Source organism: Xenorhabdus siamensis (assembly GCF_037996745.1).
GTDB lineage: Bacteria > Pseudomonadota > Gammaproteobacteria > Enterobacterales > Enterobacteriaceae > Xenorhabdus > Xenorhabdus indica.
This window is the reverse complement of sequence record NZ_JBBMXE010000014.1, coordinates 237,037-253,090: the sequence shown is the minus strand read 5'-3', so window position 1 is coordinate 253,090 and position 16,054 is coordinate 237,037. Positions and strand designations below refer to the sequence as shown.

The 16,054-nt window shown below is 42.9% G+C and carries 9 protein-coding genes, 1 tRNA gene and 4 pseudogenes; 7 read left to right on the top strand and 7 right to left on the bottom strand.

Annotated elements, in window-relative coordinates; all coding sequences use genetic code 11:
• Window positions 1-8: 8 nt before the first annotated feature.
• Complete coding sequence (locus AAC852_RS15180; RefSeq protein ID WP_340621724.1) at window positions 9-770, top strand: scabin-related ADP-ribosyltransferase; 762 nt, start codon at window positions 9-11, stop codon at window positions 768-770.
• 155 nt (window positions 771-925) lie between these two features.
• Here AAC852_RS15180 and AAC852_RS15175 read toward each other — a convergent pair whose 3' ends face one another.
• On the bottom strand, window positions 926-1,699 hold the full coding sequence (locus tag AAC852_RS15175) for an amino acid ABC transporter substrate-binding protein (protein WP_340621723.1): 774 nt from the start codon (window positions 1,697-1,699) through the stop codon (window positions 926-928).
• A gap of 567 nt (window positions 1,700-2,266) precedes the next feature.
• Between AAC852_RS15175 and AAC852_RS15170 the strand changes: the two are divergent.
• Window positions 2,267-3,032, top strand: a pseudogene (locus AAC852_RS15170) (winged helix-turn-helix domain-containing protein).
• Window positions 3,033-3,185: 153 nt separating this feature from the next.
• On the opposite strand, the gene AAC852_RS15165 reads toward AAC852_RS15170, so the two are convergent.
• From AAC852_RS15165 to pepA, 4 genes are all read right to left on the bottom strand, one after another.
• Window positions 3,186-3,428 (bottom strand): hypothetical protein, encoded by a 243-nt coding sequence (locus tag AAC852_RS15165; protein WP_340621722.1) that lies wholly within the window; start codon window positions 3,426-3,428, stop codon window positions 3,186-3,188.
• Between the two features lie 382 nt (window positions 3,429-3,810).
• Complete coding sequence (locus tag AAC852_RS15160) at window positions 3,811-6,708, bottom strand: valine--tRNA ligase (RefSeq protein ID WP_340621721.1); 2,898 nt, start codon at window positions 6,706-6,708, stop codon at window positions 3,811-3,813.
• 13 nt (window positions 6,709-6,721) lie between these two features.
• On the bottom strand, window positions 6,722-7,216 hold the full coding sequence (locus AAC852_RS15155) for a DNA polymerase III subunit chi (RefSeq protein ID WP_340621720.1): 495 nt from the start codon (window positions 7,214-7,216) through the stop codon (window positions 6,722-6,724).
• Window positions 7,217-7,381: 165 nt separating this feature from the next.
• Entirely contained in the window at window positions 7,382-8,890 is a 1,509-nt protein-coding gene (gene pepA, locus AAC852_RS15150; protein ID WP_340621719.1) for a leucyl aminopeptidase, read from the bottom strand.
• A 280-nt stretch (window positions 8,891-9,170) separates the two neighbouring features.
• Here pepA and lptF point away from each other — a divergent pair, with 280 nt between their 5' ends.
• Both lptF and lptG read left to right on the top strand, forming a co-directional pair.
• Window positions 9,171-10,271, top strand: coding sequence for an LPS export ABC transporter permease LptF (lptF, locus tag AAC852_RS15145; RefSeq protein WP_340621718.1), 1,101 nt, complete (start codon window positions 9,171-9,173; stop codon window positions 10,269-10,271).
• Window positions 10,271-10,999: pseudogene (gene lptG, locus AAC852_RS15140) on the top strand (LPS export ABC transporter permease LptG); the annotation flags it as partial. The gene lptF and the pseudogene lptG, both read left to right, overlap by 1 nt.
• Here lptG and ampH read toward each other — a convergent pair.
• The gene (gene ampH, locus AAC852_RS15135) at window positions 10,918-12,081 is read right to left on the bottom strand and encodes a D-alanyl-D-alanine-carboxypeptidase/endopeptidase AmpH (RefSeq protein WP_340621717.1); all 1,164 of its coding nucleotides are present in this window, start codon (window positions 12,079-12,081) and stop codon (window positions 10,918-10,920) included. The pseudogene lptG and the gene ampH overlap by 82 nt on opposite strands.
• A gap of 387 nt (window positions 12,082-12,468) precedes the next feature.
• Between ampH and AAC852_RS15130 the strand changes: the two genes are divergently transcribed.
• The 3 genes and pseudogenes from AAC852_RS15130 to AAC852_RS15120 form a co-directional block, all read left to right on the top strand.
• A tRNA-Leu gene (locus tag AAC852_RS15130) sits at window positions 12,469-12,553 on the top strand.
• A gap of 162 nt (window positions 12,554-12,715) precedes the next feature.
• Window positions 12,716-13,312: pseudogene (locus AAC852_RS15125) on the top strand (tyrosine-type recombinase/integrase); the annotation flags it as partial.
• Between the two features lie 14 nt (window positions 13,313-13,326).
• A pseudogene (locus AAC852_RS15120) lies at window positions 13,327-13,709 on the top strand (terminase TerL endonuclease subunit); the annotation flags it as partial.
• Window positions 13,710-14,001: 292 nt separating this feature from the next.
• Here the strand turns inward: AAC852_RS15120 and AAC852_RS15115 are convergent.
• On the bottom strand, window positions 14,002-15,540 hold the full coding sequence (locus tag AAC852_RS15115) for an RNA-directed DNA polymerase (protein WP_340621716.1): 1,539 nt from the start codon (window positions 15,538-15,540) through the stop codon (window positions 14,002-14,004).
• Between the last annotated feature and the right edge of the window lie 514 nt (window positions 15,541-16,054).

Sequence of the window (16,054 nt, the reverse complement as noted above, 5' to 3'; positions counted from 1 at the left end):
GGCATTTAATGAGAATTTTAAAACTCTTTTCTTTATTATGTGTTTTATTTTTATATATATCGCAGTCCTATGCTCAGCAACAAGTTAATAGAGTTTATAGAATGGATACCCGCCCTCCAGAGAGAATCTTCCGCACAGCAGGGGGCGGATTTTCTCCCTGGGGAACGAATAATAATATTGTGGAGCATATTCAGGAGTACAGTGATATAGAGCATGAAGCTGCCGCTTCAGCATTTGTCTCAACAACTGCCAATGAAGAAGTCGCTATTGATTGGGGCGTCAATTTTGAGAATAGACAGACCTTCTACATTTATGACATAAGGCCAACCACTAATTTTTATAGTGTGATTTTATCATTACAGAACCTTTATGCTCAGACAGGAAATACAAATTATCTGAGACTGATTAATGTTTATGAAGATCAGGAAGAATATGTGGCAATCAGAGGTATTGCTGTTACACAAATTCGTGGAGCTCAGGAGTTTCTGTATGATTGGGGTAGCAATGCTTACGTTGAAGGTGATTATATCTCTAACAGGGTGTATCAGGATCTTGAAACAACAGCAAATGTCAGTCCTTATATATCGAGCACTCAATTACCAAGAGAAGTAGTCACGACTGAAACTTATTGTGCTCTCAATTTGTCGACCTTTTCACGTCGTTATGATCGCCTGGCAGCCAGTACTCATACATATCCATTTTTAAGAAAATGGAAGCAATGCCATGGTGGCTTATCGGTAACCGCTTTTTTAAGTGCCAGTTTTCTATAATAGTGTTTAACTTCACTCCACCTTTGAATCGGTGGAGTGAGAACTAAGCGTCAGAAGGCAGGGTGGGATAATGGTTTATGATGAAATCCCTTCACAGTGGGATTTTCATCTGTATCAGTTAGGCCCGTTTGCCCTGTCCATCAGGCCCTGTTTGATTATTTTGTTATTTCCTCACCAAAATATTTGTCCCAAATACGTTTATAAGTACCGTCAGCATTGATCTCATTAATGGCTTTATCAACCGCGGTTTTTAATGCAGTGTCGTTCTTGCGCAGGAGTACGGCGGTTTGCGCTGCGTTGGTATCAGTTGCCACTATTTTTACTGGTGCTTCTGGTCGATGTTTTTTGTAGTCGAGATAGGAAAGTTTGTCATTGATGGTGGCATCAGCACGACCTGTACTGACAAGTTCCACCTCTTGATTGAAACCATTTGTACCGATAATTTCGGCGCCGTGTTGACGGGCAATTTGGGCGAAGTTATTGGTCAGGGTATGGGCAGAAGTCCGATCTTTCAAGTCACTGAATGTTTTAATTGTGTTGTTATCTGTTCGGGTAATTAGCACGGCTTCAGAAATGACATAAGGCAGAGAGAAAATATATTTTTTCTCGCGTTCAGGTGTAATCGCAATTTGGTTCATAACGGCATCTGAGCGTCCGGCATCAAGGCCCGCGATTAATCCATCCCATTTACCTTCAATAAATTCAGGTCTGACTTGCATGCGCTGAGCAATTTCACGACCGATTTCCACATCAAATCCGGTTAATTTTCCAGAAGCATCATGATAACTGAACGGAGCATAAGCCCCTTCCGTTGCGATTCTGAATACCCCTGTGGATTGAATGTTATCAAGTGTCGATTTTGCATAAGCCAAATGTGTAAAGCTTAATTGGAGAATACTTGCTAATAATACTTTGCTTACAATTTTCATTGCACCTTCCTGATAATGAGATTTATTGTCAAATATAATACATAATCAGTTTTTACTTCCAAATAGTTTATATAATATGAAATTATATGATGTGTTTTAATTTTTATATGAAAATTTTATAAAAAGCTAATAATTGATGTTTGTTACTATAAATAACATTGCATTTATTATTTGTAGGAATGCAAACTCACCTCTGCGATTATTTAGAAAAATTAGTAAGTTAAATCTCACCATTCAATTGTTTCTTTTTTGGTTTCTTATCTTTTTGCGTTTTTTTAATTTTAATTCCCTTGAGTACTGTTTTAATTCCCGTTTATTAAACCCTTTTATTTTATTTAATTCATTTTTGAGAATCACATTATCAATCCTAATACACATTCTGGCTAATATGAATCCAGCGTAATATTGGCCATTTAATATAAATTTAATTAATATGCAACATAGTGTTATAAATAAAAAATAAAGATAATTATTGTTATTAATTTCTTTTGAAAAATAAACAAACAAACTGGAAAATAATATACCAATCATCATTGAAGATGCTTGATTTCTTATCCGAATCAGATCATGCTTGCAACCATGAAAATTCATCTGACACCAGACCAAAAACACGCCCTCGAACTGATGCATGATACAACGCGTGATGGACGCGTTCGCGACCGCATCAAAGCGGTTCTTTTGGCTTCCGAGGGCTGGACTGCTCAGATGATTGCTCAGGCCTTACGTATTCATGAAAGCACTGTCAGTCGTCATCTGAAAGATTATTTCAGTCAGGAAAAACTCGCCCCTGAAAATGGCGGTTCTGAAAGCCATCTGTCTGCCCGGCAAACCGCTGAACTGGTGGATTATTTGACGGTGAATCTGATGCATACTACCGCACACATTGTGGCCTATGTCCAGGCACGCTGGCAGGTTTCGTTCACCGTGGCCGGGATGACCAAATGGCTTCACCGTCAAGGGTTCAGTTACAAGAAGCCGAAAGGGGTTCCTAGAATGAGCCGATTCTGTTTATTGATGCTGTGCATCCCTCACAGTCTACAAAATTAAGCTATGGCTGGATAAAATCAGGGGTAAAGCACGTCAAAATGATTGAAACTACAGGCAGCCGTACCCGACTCAACATCATGGGCGCCCTTAATTTACAGTGTATTGAAGAGACTATTATTCGTGAATATCCGAGCATTAACGCGACAATGTCTACTTCGCCACACCGAAAGTGTTTCGCGAGGCAATTCACTCCTTTTTTCGTGTCACACTCCGGGAAAAAGCGGGTGGACTCGCTTGTCGATTGAATGATAATTTCCAGATTTTGAAACCGGCATCTTCAAGTTAGATTGGTATATAATTGTATTTAAATACTTTTGGATAATAATTCCATAATAAATTCCATTCAAAGTAAAACTAACATTGAAAAAGGTAATAGTCATTCCGGAAATTAATAAAAAAATAAAAACAATTGATTTTATTTCATTATCTGGATTATCTGTTAAAAAATTAGGTATAACTTTGGCAATACCGAAGAAAAAGAGAGATGAACAAATATGATAAAAAGAAAGACAAGTACTATTTTAAGCCTAGCAGGAAAATCAAAATATTCTTTATAACTTTGATCATCTAAAGCTACATTTTCCAATTCTGGATCGGAATCCTTTAACTTTGCCTCTAAACTCTTAGTTTCCTTTAAGAGCTTTTTAAATTCCGTATTAAAAATAAAATCTTTAATTTTCATAATATTGCTATACTTAATATATAAGTTGATTTGGATAATATTGTTATAATTATCGTATTAATTTTTTCGTTATAGCAGAAAAACTCATTAAAAAAAACCACCTAAGTTCAGGAATAGCCATTTAAAATATAGTTTAAATGATTCTTCTTTTATAAGAAGATATCACGAATTAAAATAGTTTATATTTTAAGATACAAAGATAAAACGGTCATTCCGCATCTCAGGGTAAGAGCATAGGATGATATCATGAATGTCTATTTATTATAGAAGGCTTAAGTGTGAACTTTTACAAACAAATAATAAATTATTTATATATTGTAAGTTAAAAATAAAAGCCACCGTCAAAAATTCGGTGGCTTAATCTTAATATAAGTGAAAAATATTACAAAGCAGCAATGGTCTCTTTTTGTGCCAATAATTTTTCTTTAGCAGCATTGTTTGTTGCCAGACGCTCACGCTCTTTGGTAACAACGGCTTCTGGTGCGCGGCTGACAAAACCTTCGTTAGCCAGTTTGACTTCGATGCTGTTGATTTCTTTATCCAGCTTCTCGATTTCTTTATCCAGACGAGCGAGTTCTGCGTTTTTATCGATCAAACCCGCCATTGGGATCAGTATTTCTGCACCGGTGATCAGTTTGGTCACAGAAACTGGTGCTTCTTCTCCTGCTGCCAATACAGTAACAGAAGAGAGACGGCCCATTGCCTGAATAAAGTTAAGGTTTTCAGCTACACGACGTTGTGCATCAGGATTTGCATCACGTAGCAGAACTTCCAGCGGCTTGCTTGGTGCAATGTTCATTTCTGCACGAATGTTACGTACCGCAGTGATCGCTTCCTTGATCCATTCCAGATCGTTCAGTGCCAGTTCATCAACTTTCGCCTGATCGAATTCAGGGAAAGGTTGCAGCATAATGGTATCCGCATCAATACCTTTAACCACTTTCACACGTTGCCAGATAGTCTCAGTGATGAATGGAATGATTGGATGTGCCAGACGCAGCAAACCTTCCAACACTTCGATCAGAGTATGACGCGCTGCGCGAACTTCTGCTTCAGCACCTTTGTTGATGGCAGGTTTGGACAGTTCCAGATACCAGTCACAGAATTGGTTCCATGTGAATTCGTAAAGAATATTGGCGGCGATATCGAAACGGTAAGTATCCAATGCTTCGCGATAGGCTTTTACTGTCTGGTTGAACTCAGCCAAAATCCAACGATCTGCCAGTGACAGTGACATTTCACCACCGTTTTGGCCACAATCCTGTCCTTCGGTGTTCATCAGCACAAAACGGCTGGCGTTCCATAGCTTGTTACAGAAATTGCGATAACCTTGCAGGCGTTTCATATCCCAGTTGATATCACGGCCAGTAGAAGCCAGTGCTGCCAGAGTGAAACGCAGGGCGTCAGTGCCGTGGGCTTCAATGCCTTCCGGGAACTGTTTTTCAGTACGCTTGCGGATTTTCTCAGCCATTTGTGGCTGCATCATATTACCAGTGCGTTTTTCCAGCAGAGTTTCCAGCGGGATACCGTCAATCATATCCAATGGGTCGATAACATTCCCTTTGGATTTTGACATCTTCTGGCCTTCTTCATCGCGGATCAGACCAGTCATATAGACAGTTTTGAATGGTACTTGTGGTTTACCGTTTTCATCTTTGATGAAGTGCATGGTCATCATGATCATGCGGGCAATCCAGAAGAAGATGATGTCAAAACCACTGACCAACACATTCGTTGGGTGGAAGGTTTTCAGGGCTTCAGTTTGCTCAGGCCAGCCGAGGGTAGAGAACGTCCACAGACCAGAGGAGAACCAGGTATCCAGTACGTCTTCGTCCTGAGTCAGTGTCATATCTGCACCCAGATTGTTTTCGCGGCGGACTTCTTCTTCATCGCGTCCAACATAAACATTGCCTTGTGCGTCATACCACGCCGGAATACGGTGGCCCCACCACAATTGACGGGAAATACACCAATCCTGAATATCACGCATCCAGGAGTAGTACATGTTTTCGTATTGTTTTGGTACGAACTGGATATCACCGTTTTCAACTGCTTCAATCGCCACTTTTGCCAGTGGTGCTGTGCGCACATACCATTGGTCAGTCAGCATTGGCTCGATAACCACGCCGCCACGGTCACCGTAAGGTACGGTCAAATCATGAGGTTTGATTTCTACCAGCAGGCCCAGTTTTTCAAATTCAGCGACAATCGCCTTACGGGCAGCAAAGCGCTCCATGCCACGGTATTCGGCAGGGATCTCGGTCGAGTAAATGTCAGAAATTTCACCATTAGTGTTGAAAACTTCTGCGGCTTCGCGGATATCACCATCAAAGGTCAGGATGTTGATCATTGGCAGACTGTGGCGTTTACCGACTTCATAGTCATTGAAATCGTGAGCCGGAGTAATTTTCACACAGCCAGTGCCTTTTTCCATATCTGCATGCTCATCGCCTACGATAGGAATACGACGGTTGACCAGTGGCAGGATGATCTCTTTGCCAATCAGATCGTTATAACGCGGATCTTCCGGGTTAACAGCAACGCCAGTATCCCCTAGCATAGTTTCCGGGCGGGTGGTAGCAACAATCAGATAGTCTTTGCCTTCGGCAGTTTTGGCACCATCAGCTAATGGATAGCGCAGATGCCACATAGAGCCTTTAACTTCGCGGTTTTCGACTTCCAGATCAGAAATCGCGGTGCGCAGTTTAGGGTCCCAGTTAACCAGACGTTTGCCACGGTAAATCAGATCTTCTTGATACAGGCGAACAAAGGCTTCTTTAACGGCTTTTGACAAACCCTCATCCATAGTGAAGCGTTCACGCTCCCAATCCACAGAGTTACCCAGGCGACGCATCTGGTTGGTGATAGTGCCGCCTGATTCCGCTTTCCACTGCCAAATCTTGTCAATAAAAGCATCGCGGCCGTAATCGTGACGGGTTTTGTTTTCTTCTGCTGCGATTTTGCGCTCGACAACCATTTGCGTTGCGATGCCTGCGTGGTCAGTACCGACTTGCCATAGCGTGTTTTTGCCCTGCATGCGTTGATAGCGCACCATAGTATCCATGATCGTTTGTTGGAATGCGTGCCCCATATGCAGGCTACCGGTCACGTTTGGTGGCGGAATGACGATACAGAAACTTTCACGGCTGGTATCGCCATTCGGCTTGAAATAACCACTCTTTTCCCAGTGGTTATAAAGAGGTTGCTCTATCTCTGTCGGATTGTACGTTTTATCGAGAGATGGCTCAGATTGCGTTTTAGTAGCGGGTGTCTTTTCCATTGTATCTTGATATTTAATAGGTTGGCGGGGTTGCCATGGTCAAATTAAAGCCGACGCTACGATAAGATTTATATCGTTCGCGCGCTAACTGTTTCAGATTTTCATCAATAGGGACGAAGTCTATCACTTCATGGAAAGCTGTGGCAAAGTCTACAAAATGAGGAAGCAGTGTTACCAGAATATCACGAGGAGCATTGCCTCTTTTTTGTGGCCAGCACAGTTCTACAGGAGCACCATAACGGGGGCCTTCTCCTGCAAGGTTATGTGGCACAAATTGACCTGGCACTCGTTGCCATAGTGCTTCATCCAGTTTTTCGGCCTGTTGTTGGCTTTCACAAGCAATCAGAACTCGCTTCCCTGCACGCCATTGATCAGCAGCCAACTGACATGCCAGCCATTCATGCGGCTGCAATTCATCAAAAGACGAGGATTCTTCCTGTAACGGTTTTTCCAATAACAGCTTTTCCAATGACAGCTTTTCCAATAAATAGAAAGTAGCATTTTTCATAAATTCTTTTACTGACAATGTCTCATGATTACAGAAAACGAGTTACAGAAAAAATGATAGGCAAAGTGACGGAAAAGGGTATTGCTGTTGCAATACCCTCAATCCCGTTGACTTTTTTAATACCTTTTACGTTAGCCTTTATGCAAAAAATGGCTAATCTGGGTATTAATCATCCGCATTTAGACCTGCACGATTTAACAGGAATTGTGACAATAGTGCAACCGGACGACCCGTTGCTCCTTTTGTTTTACCTGAACGCCATGCTGTACCGGCGATATCCAGATGTGCCCAGTTGTATTTAGCTGTAAATCGGGACAGGAAAGCGCCGGCAGTAATTGCGCCGCCAAGACGTCCGCACGAGTTAACCATATCCGCAAAATTGGATTCTAACTGCTCAGAATATTCGTCACTCAGTGGCAGACGCCATGCACGATCTCCCGCTTGTTCTGACGCGTTCAGTAGCTCATGTGCAAGCGGGTTATGGTTGGACATTAAGCCCGTGTAGTGGTTTCCCAATGCAACCATGCAAGCGCCTGTCAGAGTAGCAACATCAATAACCAGTTCTGGCTCGAAACGTTCAACATATGTTAGCGCATCACATAATACCAGACGGCCTTCCGCATCCGTATTCGTCACTTCAACAGTCTGACCGGACATGGTGGTTAAAATATCACTGGGACGATAAGCATGACCACCGGGCATGTTTTCGCATCCTGCCAATACCCCAATAACGTTAATAGGTAATTGCAGTTTTGCAACAACACGCATAGCACCATAAACAGAAGCGGCGCCTCCCATGTCGCATTTCATCTCTTCCATGCCTTCGGCTGGTTTGAGAGAAATACCGCCGGAATCGAAAGTCAGCCCTTTACCCACTAACACGATCGGTTTTGCATTGGGATCTTTGCTGCCTTTATATTCGATCACTGACATCAGAGATTCGTTCTGCGAACCTTGCCCCACTGCCAGATAGGCATTCATGCCTAACTCTTTCATCTGTTCTTCACCAATCACTTTGGTGATCAGATTGTCAGCACTGTCAGCAAGCTGGCGTGCCTGTGATGCAAGGTACGCAGCATTACAGATATTGGGTGGCATATTGACCAGATCTTTCGTCGCCTTAATACCGGATGCAATGGCAAGACCGTGCTGAATAGCGCGTTCACCGCTGGTCAATTCACGACGAGTCGGCACATTGAAAACCATCTTACGCAAAGGGCGACGCAGTTCATTTTTGCTGCTCTTAAGCTGATCAAAAACATACAGAGATTCTTTTGCTGTTTCGACAGCCTGACGTACTTTCCAATAGTTATTGCGCCCTTTGACGTGTAATTCTGTCAAGAAACAGACCGCTTCCATTGACCCGGTTTCATTAAGGGTGCTGATCGTTTTCTGGATAATCTGCTTATACTGGCGCTCGTCCAGTTCACGCTCTTTTCCGCATCCAACCAACAGAATTCGTTCAGACAGCACGTTAGGAACGTGATGCAGCAATAGGGTTTGGCCCACTTTGCCTTCAAGTTCACCGCGGCGCAGTAAGGCACTAATATAACCGTTACTTATTTTGTCAAGTTGCTCTGCGATAGGGGACAGACGGCGAGGTTCAAATACGCCGACAATAATACACGCACTGCGTTGTTTTTCCGGGCTACCGCTTTTTACACTAAACTCCATGCGTTCTCCTGAATCTTAAAGACAAAGACAGATACAATCGCTAAAATACCATGTTCCGCGTTAGATCTTCCCAAATAAAGTTCTCTGTTATGTTAAGCTAAGCATATTAATTTTAGATACTTAACTAACGATAACTGTGCTCTAATTGAGAACGAATATATGGAATGCTTTGGTATCATTTTAGCAATGGGGAAGCCAAACTGATTCATATAAATGGTAGATATACGACGAAGTTAGCGACTTTCCTGCAAAAAGACAAGTTTTCACAGGCGTAATAAGCGTGATCATCATTAGATATCTGGTACGGGAAACCCTGAAAAGTCAAATCGCAATACTTTTCATCTTATTGCTGATCTTTTTCTGTCAGAAATTAGTTGAGGTATTGGGTGCGGCAGTAGAAGGTAATATTCCCGCAAATTTAGTTTTATCCTTGTTAGGCTTAGGTGTGCCGGAAATGGCGCAGCTAATTTTACCTCTGAGTTTGTTTCTTGGGGTATTAATGACATTTAGCAAACTCTATACGGAAAGCGAAATCACTGTCATGCATGCCTGTGGTTTAGGCAAAGGTGTGTTGGTGAAATCAGCTCTCATTCTGGCTCTGCTTACCGCAATGCTGGCAGCGGCCAATGTTATCTGGTTCACGCCATGGTCATCTAAATATCAGGCACAAGTGCTGGCGGATGCGAAAGCAAACCCAAGCCTTGCGGCGATAATGGAAGGGCAGTTCAAACCTTCCAGAGATGGTAACATGGTGTTGTATATCGGTGATGTCAAAGGAAATAATTTTGAGAATGTATTCCTTGCTCAGCTTCGTCCAGTGCATAACCAGCGGCCTTCTGTGGTTATCGCTGATGGTGGGCATATGGAAGAGTTACCGAATGGCAATCAGGTAGCGGTACTTCATGAAGGAACACGTTACGAAGGTACTGCATTGTTACGTGATTTCCGCATCACAGAATTTCAAAACTATCGGGCAGTCATAGGCCACCAAAGCCCAGAAATTGACAACGGCAAAGTTGAACAAAAATCAATGGATGAGCTGTGGCATGGCAACGATCCGGATTCCCGCTCAGAGTTCCACTGGCGTTTAACCCTGATTGTTTCTGTCTTGGTTATGGCACTGATGGTTGTTCCGCTCAGTGCAGTCAACCCGCGTCAGGGACGTGTGCTCAGTATGTTGCCAGCCATGTTGCTCTATCTGATTTTCTTCCTGCTGCAAAGTTCCCTCCATTCCAATGGTGGTAAGGGCAAACTTAACCCTCTGTTTTGGATGTGGCTGGTTAATGGTGTGTATTTTGCGTTGGCACTGGTGCTTAACGTATGGGATACCGTCCCGATGCGTAAACTGCGTTCACGCTTTAAGATCCAAGGAGCAGCGTGATGTTTGGTGTATTAGATAGATATATCGGGCGGACGATCCTACAAACCATTCTGATGACACTGTTCACTCTGGTGTCACTGTCCGGCATCATCAAATTCGTTGATCAGCTTCGTAAAGTCGGTCAGGGGGAATATACTGCTCTTTCTGCCGGTATTTATACGCTACTGAGCGTTCCCAAAGATATTCAGATTTTCTTCCCGATGGCAGCACTGTTGGGTGCACTTTTGGGCTTGGGCGCGTTGGCAACCCGCAGTGAGCTGGTTGTCATGCAGGCTGCTGGTTTTACCCGCTTACAAGTGGCTGGTTCAGTAATGAAAACCGCGATCCCCTTGGTTCTGCTGACGATGGTTATCGGTGAATGGGTGGCTCCACAAGGTGAACAAATTGCCCGTAACTTCCGCTCCCAAAAGATGTATGACGGTTCTTTAGTCTCCACTGCTAAAGGGATTTGGACAAAGGATGGTCAGGATTTTGTCTACATTCAGAATGTGGGTAAAGATAACTCCCTGAATGGTATAAGTATTTATCATGTTGATGATAAAAGAAAACTGTTATCCGTGAAGTATGCAGCATCTGCTGTATATGATCAGGACAACAAGCAGTGGAAGTTGTCTCAGGTTGAAGAGTCTGATTTAAGTCAGTTCGGTCAGATCACTGGCTCGCAGCGTATCTCTGCTGACTGGAAAAGTTGGCTGACACCAGAAAAACTGTCAGGGATCATCGCCATATAAGTATTGAACCCGCCACCACCGCCAGTTTTCTGATAGATACCCGGAATATCTTTCTTGCTATTCATATAAATCCAACCGAGCCCGATACCATCGGCCTGGCCTGCCACATCCATTCCTTTGATTAACGTCAGATCGGCGCGTTTAAAGTAGATACCCTGTTCACGGCTGGCTGTCTGCTTCCTCAACTGATTGTGAGAAGATAAAAACTGTTGCATCCAACGCTGCATATCGGCGGGAGTAGAATAAATTCCTCCACTGCCTGCTGCGGCAGCAGTACTGGTACAGGGACTGGATTTGACCCCTTCCATCAATCGGGCGCATTGAGTTTGGGTAGGCGTCAGGGTGGTATCTTTCATCTTATAAGGGTGGGTAATTTCTTCTCGCAGAAGGTGGGGATAAGGTTCTCCTGTCGCCTTAGAAAGCGCATCTGCCAATAAATCGTAGGCCAGATTGGAATAAGAAGCAGTTGTACCAGGAACGGCATTTATCTCAGCGGATTTCAGCCAAATCCAACGATTGGATTGTGTTGGCCAGATAAACACCGGGCGACCCCACTTTCCGCCGGGTTGTTCCCGTGGTAACCCACTGGTATGACTTGCCAGATGATACAACCGAATGGGTTGATTTGCGCTAAAGTTTGGTACATGCACGCCATAATAAGAATATTTCTGCAATGGGTCGGTGATTCTAATCCGTTTTTTCTCTGCCAGCTTGATCATCACCTCACTGGTCATTAATTTGGTGATAGAAGCGATACGAATTAAAGAATTCTGACTTGGCTTAATGCCACTCCCTGGATAAGTTTCTCCAAAACTGTGATGCATGACCTGATTATTATCAATAACCACCATTGCCATACCTAACGGATTACCTTCATCAAAGATTGATTGGGCATACTGTTCAACCAGTGCTGAAGCTAGTTTTCGGCTGGAAGCACTGCCATCAAACACTTCCCATTTTGTGGGCTGTGAACTTGGGCGCTGAGTTTTGCTCTGGTGTGAATGACCAGAGGTAGCGCAAGCTGAAAGCGTCAATGAAAGAGCGGAAACTATACAAAATTTATAGAGCCGTTTGTTCATTTTTGGATTAACCAATCAGGGAGCGTAATTAAGTGGGTGGGACAAAACCGTTATTTGTTCTTCTTAAATATCGCAATAACGGCACCGATAATGAAACCCAACAGAATACCAGCAAAGATCCAATTGATAAGAGTCATAGTTATTTACCTCACGACAGTGTTTTGTTTTGAATTATATAAGGTGTTTATGGGTTGTCTATTGGTGATAAGGCGTTATAACGGGTTGATTGATGTTAAATAGAATGAATGAAGGCTGAGATTTGTGCTTTTTTGTGGCGGAACAGGTAGATTTGCTTTTTTTTTCGGCACTTGAACAAAATTGGAAGGATAAGTGTTGCGAATGGTCTTCTGACAAGTATAATGGCTCTCGTTTTCCGAACCCTTCAGTGCCGAAGTGGCGAAATCGGTAGACGCAGTTGATTCAAAATCAACCGCCTTCGGGTGTGCCGGTTCGAGTCCGGCCTTCGGCACCATCTACATTTCCGTAGTTGTCTATTATCATATCAAAAAATAAAAAATCCTAATAAAATCAACGTTGCGACCTCCAGACTCATCTAACAATGTCCATTGCAATCTACGCTATGTGGGGGCACAATTGGGGGAACATTCGGTTAGGTTAATTGAGGTGCCCCCAAATGAAGCTCAATGCTAGACAGGTAGAGACTGCAAAGCCTAAAGACAAGAAATATAGACTTGCCGATGGTGGCGGCTTGTATCTTGAAGTAACCCCAAGCGGTGGTAAGTATTGACGGTTGAAGTATCGACGCCCCAGAGACAGAAAAGAAGATCGCCTTGCTTTTGGTGTGTGGCCGACAGTAACCCTTGCAGAAGCTCGCGCTAAACGCGATGAAGCCAAAAAAGCACTGGCGGAGGGGATAGACCCTAAAGATATTCAAAAGGGGGCACAACTTGAAGCTGTGGGGGCATTTACTTTTGAGACTATTGCGCGTGAGTGGCACGATAAACAAAAGAACTGGAGTGACGATCATCGGGCAAGGGTACTACGTTACTTAGAGTTGTATATTTTTCCTCATATCGGAAATCTCGATATCCGCAAGTTAAAGACCAGTCAGTTATTAGCCCCTATAACAGCAGTCGATAAGGCGGGGAAAAATGACGTAGCGAAGCGATTACAGCAACGTGTTACCGCGATTATGCGCTATGCCGTGCAGAAAGATATTATTGATTCCAATCCAGCTAATGATATGGCTGGCGCTCTCTCTACTACTAAAAAGACAGTCAGCAGTTTGATATCAAGCTCATCGGCTTTGATACATGGAACGCCACACATCTACGGACTCAATTACAGGGCGCTGGGCTGGATGTTGAGCCGTTCCCGCAAACCTATATGCGTTTTAGCCCGGTAGCGAAATCCGCAGAGGTCTTCGTTAACCGCAAAGTGATTCGTCACAACGGCGATCCGGTGCTCGCATGGGCGCTGGTAATGTGGTGATGGAAACAGATGCTAACGCCAATATCAAACCGAACAAAAAGAAATCAGCGAATAAAATAGATTCCGCCATTGCGTTCCTGATGAGTTTTGGCACATGGTAGGTAGAGCATGAAGATTTTGCGTTTAGCTTGAGTGAAGAACAGCAGCAGCGACTGGATAGCTTTGACGGGATTTAGATAACTAATTGATTTTTTTAATGCCTGTGTAGTATAGGAATTAATGAAATCAAATGCTCAGAAGGTTAGATATCACACACTTTTTGGGGATTAGTCGCTACTTTATCTGGTGGTGTTCTGTAGAAGAGAGCGACTAAATCTGATAGTCAGCTATGAGCAGAAGCGGACGTCATGAGCCAGTAAATTAAATTTTGTTCTTTTCTGAGATCGTTAGTAGAGTTAAAAATGGGTGGGCTACCCACCCTAGACTTGATAGAAGATTAGCTCTATAACTTATTTTGTTGGAGGCAAACTACTCATTTTCGTCGTCGTCAAAGTCGATGTTATAAGGGTACAGCACTACTTCATCTTCAGGTATTACAGGTTCACACTCCGCAAGCTTATCGGCATCAACAAAAGCTGTCGCCATCACGACAGTTTTAAATTCGCAATCTGTAATCCACTCAGAATTCCAAACGTGCTTATGTACACCTGACACGATGGAGCAAAGTGTTTCTTGGTACTCGATGTCTTGTTTGATATGGTAAGAAATGCGTTGTAGCCAGATGTCTAGAATTCCCGTACCTAGGATTGGCTCAAACTTAGATTTAATCTTCTCTAGTAGCTCTATCTTCTCGTCTTTGTCTTTGACGAACTTAAGGACATTGCTCAAGACTAATGCACAAGAAGCAAATGTTCTTGGATTATTAATCATCATATCGGCAATGATGCTAACGATTGGTCGAACTTCCTCTCTCAGTTTAGTCATTCGCTCTAGACGCTTATTTATCTTCGACAGGTATCTTTCAAGTTGGCCTGAATTCTTGTGTTTTCTGGAAAAAATAGCGAGTTTCAAGAGCGTTTTTTGAATAGTAGTAGCAGTAACAGTTTTGCCGAATAACATCAAGGCTTCTTGCTTGTCAGGTTTCATCGAGTTGAAGATTATGTCTTCAGAAAGCGAGGTCTTAGACGCATTGAGATGTAAACCTAGACTCTGAAGAATAACTGTAAGATGCCTTGCTAATGCCTCTGCGTCTTCCTTGCTATTGGTAAAGACTCGATAGTCATCACGGTATCGAATGATATGGTAGTTATTAATAGACTCTTTTTCCAGCTTCTGCCCTAGCAACTCATCGGCATAACCAAGGACTATCTCTGCAATAAAGTCCATAAGTGCAGAGCCTTGAGGTATACCGTTTGTTTGCCCCCAACTCATCTGACGTAAAGCATAGTCTATTCGATTTCCAAGGTTGGCATTAATGTCTCTTATATCCTTAGCTTTTTCTTTTGTGTGAATTGCCCAAGGAATAGAATGGGTATAAATCGACGGGTAAAAATTCGCTATATCCGTAGTGAACAGATACTTAAACTCAAGTGATTTATTGATAGATTCTTGTTCTACATCACGCCACCACCCCGTCACTGTCTCAGCGGTGTCAGAAGTATCATCATCGTTTGACACTCTGGGTAGACTCACACAGACTATTTTCTCATTATCTTGGAACTCATCAAACCTGTCCATCAGGAGCTTCCATTCATCTTCTTCAGTTATCTTATGGACGAGGTGAACGTAAATAGCTGGGTGAATCAATTCAAGTGGTCGCCATGAGTAATGACCATCTTTGTTTGTCTGCAATATATAGTTTGCGCCTTCAAAATTACATGCTTTCTTATAACCGATATCGTTGATACCGTTTTTCTTTTGATTAAGAGCATCACTTACAGCTTCAAGAAGAGGCGCAAAATCAAAGTAAATTGGAAGCGTAGAACTGCAATAGCTATTGTGCTTTAAGAAAAAATTTCTGGCACACGCTGCCGTCATTCCAGTAATTAATCGAGTAATTGATGTCATAAATACAGTCTCAAATATCAATTTGTTAACACTATTTAATACTCACTTTGTCTCTATATTTTATTTTGTATTACCAAAACGAGTTAAAGCTCAAATATCTAGAAACCAATCATTCTGGCAACAAGGTGATGAGTGCGAGACCTGTCATCTGTAAATTAAAACGCAGTGGTGCTTGCCATGCCCGTTTCACGCACTGAGCCGACTGTCATATTTGCGTGAACTCAGAGTAGCAAGGGTATCAGATCTCATCTGGGCAGCACATAACACAAAAAGTTAAGCGTTTATACTGATTCGCTTATTGAACCAGATAAACCAATCAGTTAAAGTAGCCCCGCCATTGGCAAAATCCAGTGGTCAAGGTTTTGCAGCCTTGAATGTATCCCACTGGTAGGAAATTTCTACCAGTGTGTCTGCTATCGCCTTTTCAATGGTGGTTCAGGCAGGGGAGGTTTCGGCCTCACCGGTTGGATACATCCGGTCTGCAAACCCTGTCTGAATCGCCACCATCAATATT

Coding starts and splice junctions, on each gene's coding strand:
- AAC852_RS15180 (WP_340621724.1), top strand. CDS start 9: ATGAGAATTTTAAAACTCTTTTCTTTATTATGTGTTTTATTTTTATAT.
- AAC852_RS15175 (WP_340621723.1), bottom strand. CDS start 1,699: ATGAAAATTGTAAGCAAAGTATTATTAGCAAGTATTCTCCAATTAAGC.
- AAC852_RS15165 (WP_340621722.1), bottom strand. CDS start 3,428: ATGAAAATTAAAGATTTTATTTTTAATACGGAATTTAAAAAGCTCTTA.
- AAC852_RS15160 (WP_340621721.1), bottom strand. CDS start 6,708: ATGGAAAAGACACCCGCTACTAAAACGCAATCTGAGCCATCTCTCGAT.
- AAC852_RS15155 (WP_340621720.1), bottom strand. CDS start 7,216: ATGAAAAATGCTACTTTCTATTTATTGGAAAAGCTGTCATTGGAAAAG.
- pepA (WP_340621719.1), bottom strand. CDS start 8,890: ATGGAGTTTAGTGTAAAAAGCGGTAGCCCGGAAAAACAACGCAGTGCG.
- ampH (WP_340621717.1), bottom strand. CDS start 12,081: ATGAACAAACGGCTCTATAAATTTTGTATAGTTTCCGCTCTTTCATTG.
- AAC852_RS15115 (WP_340621716.1), bottom strand. CDS start 15,540: ATGACATCAATTACTCGATTAATTACTGGAATGACGGCAGCGTGTGCC.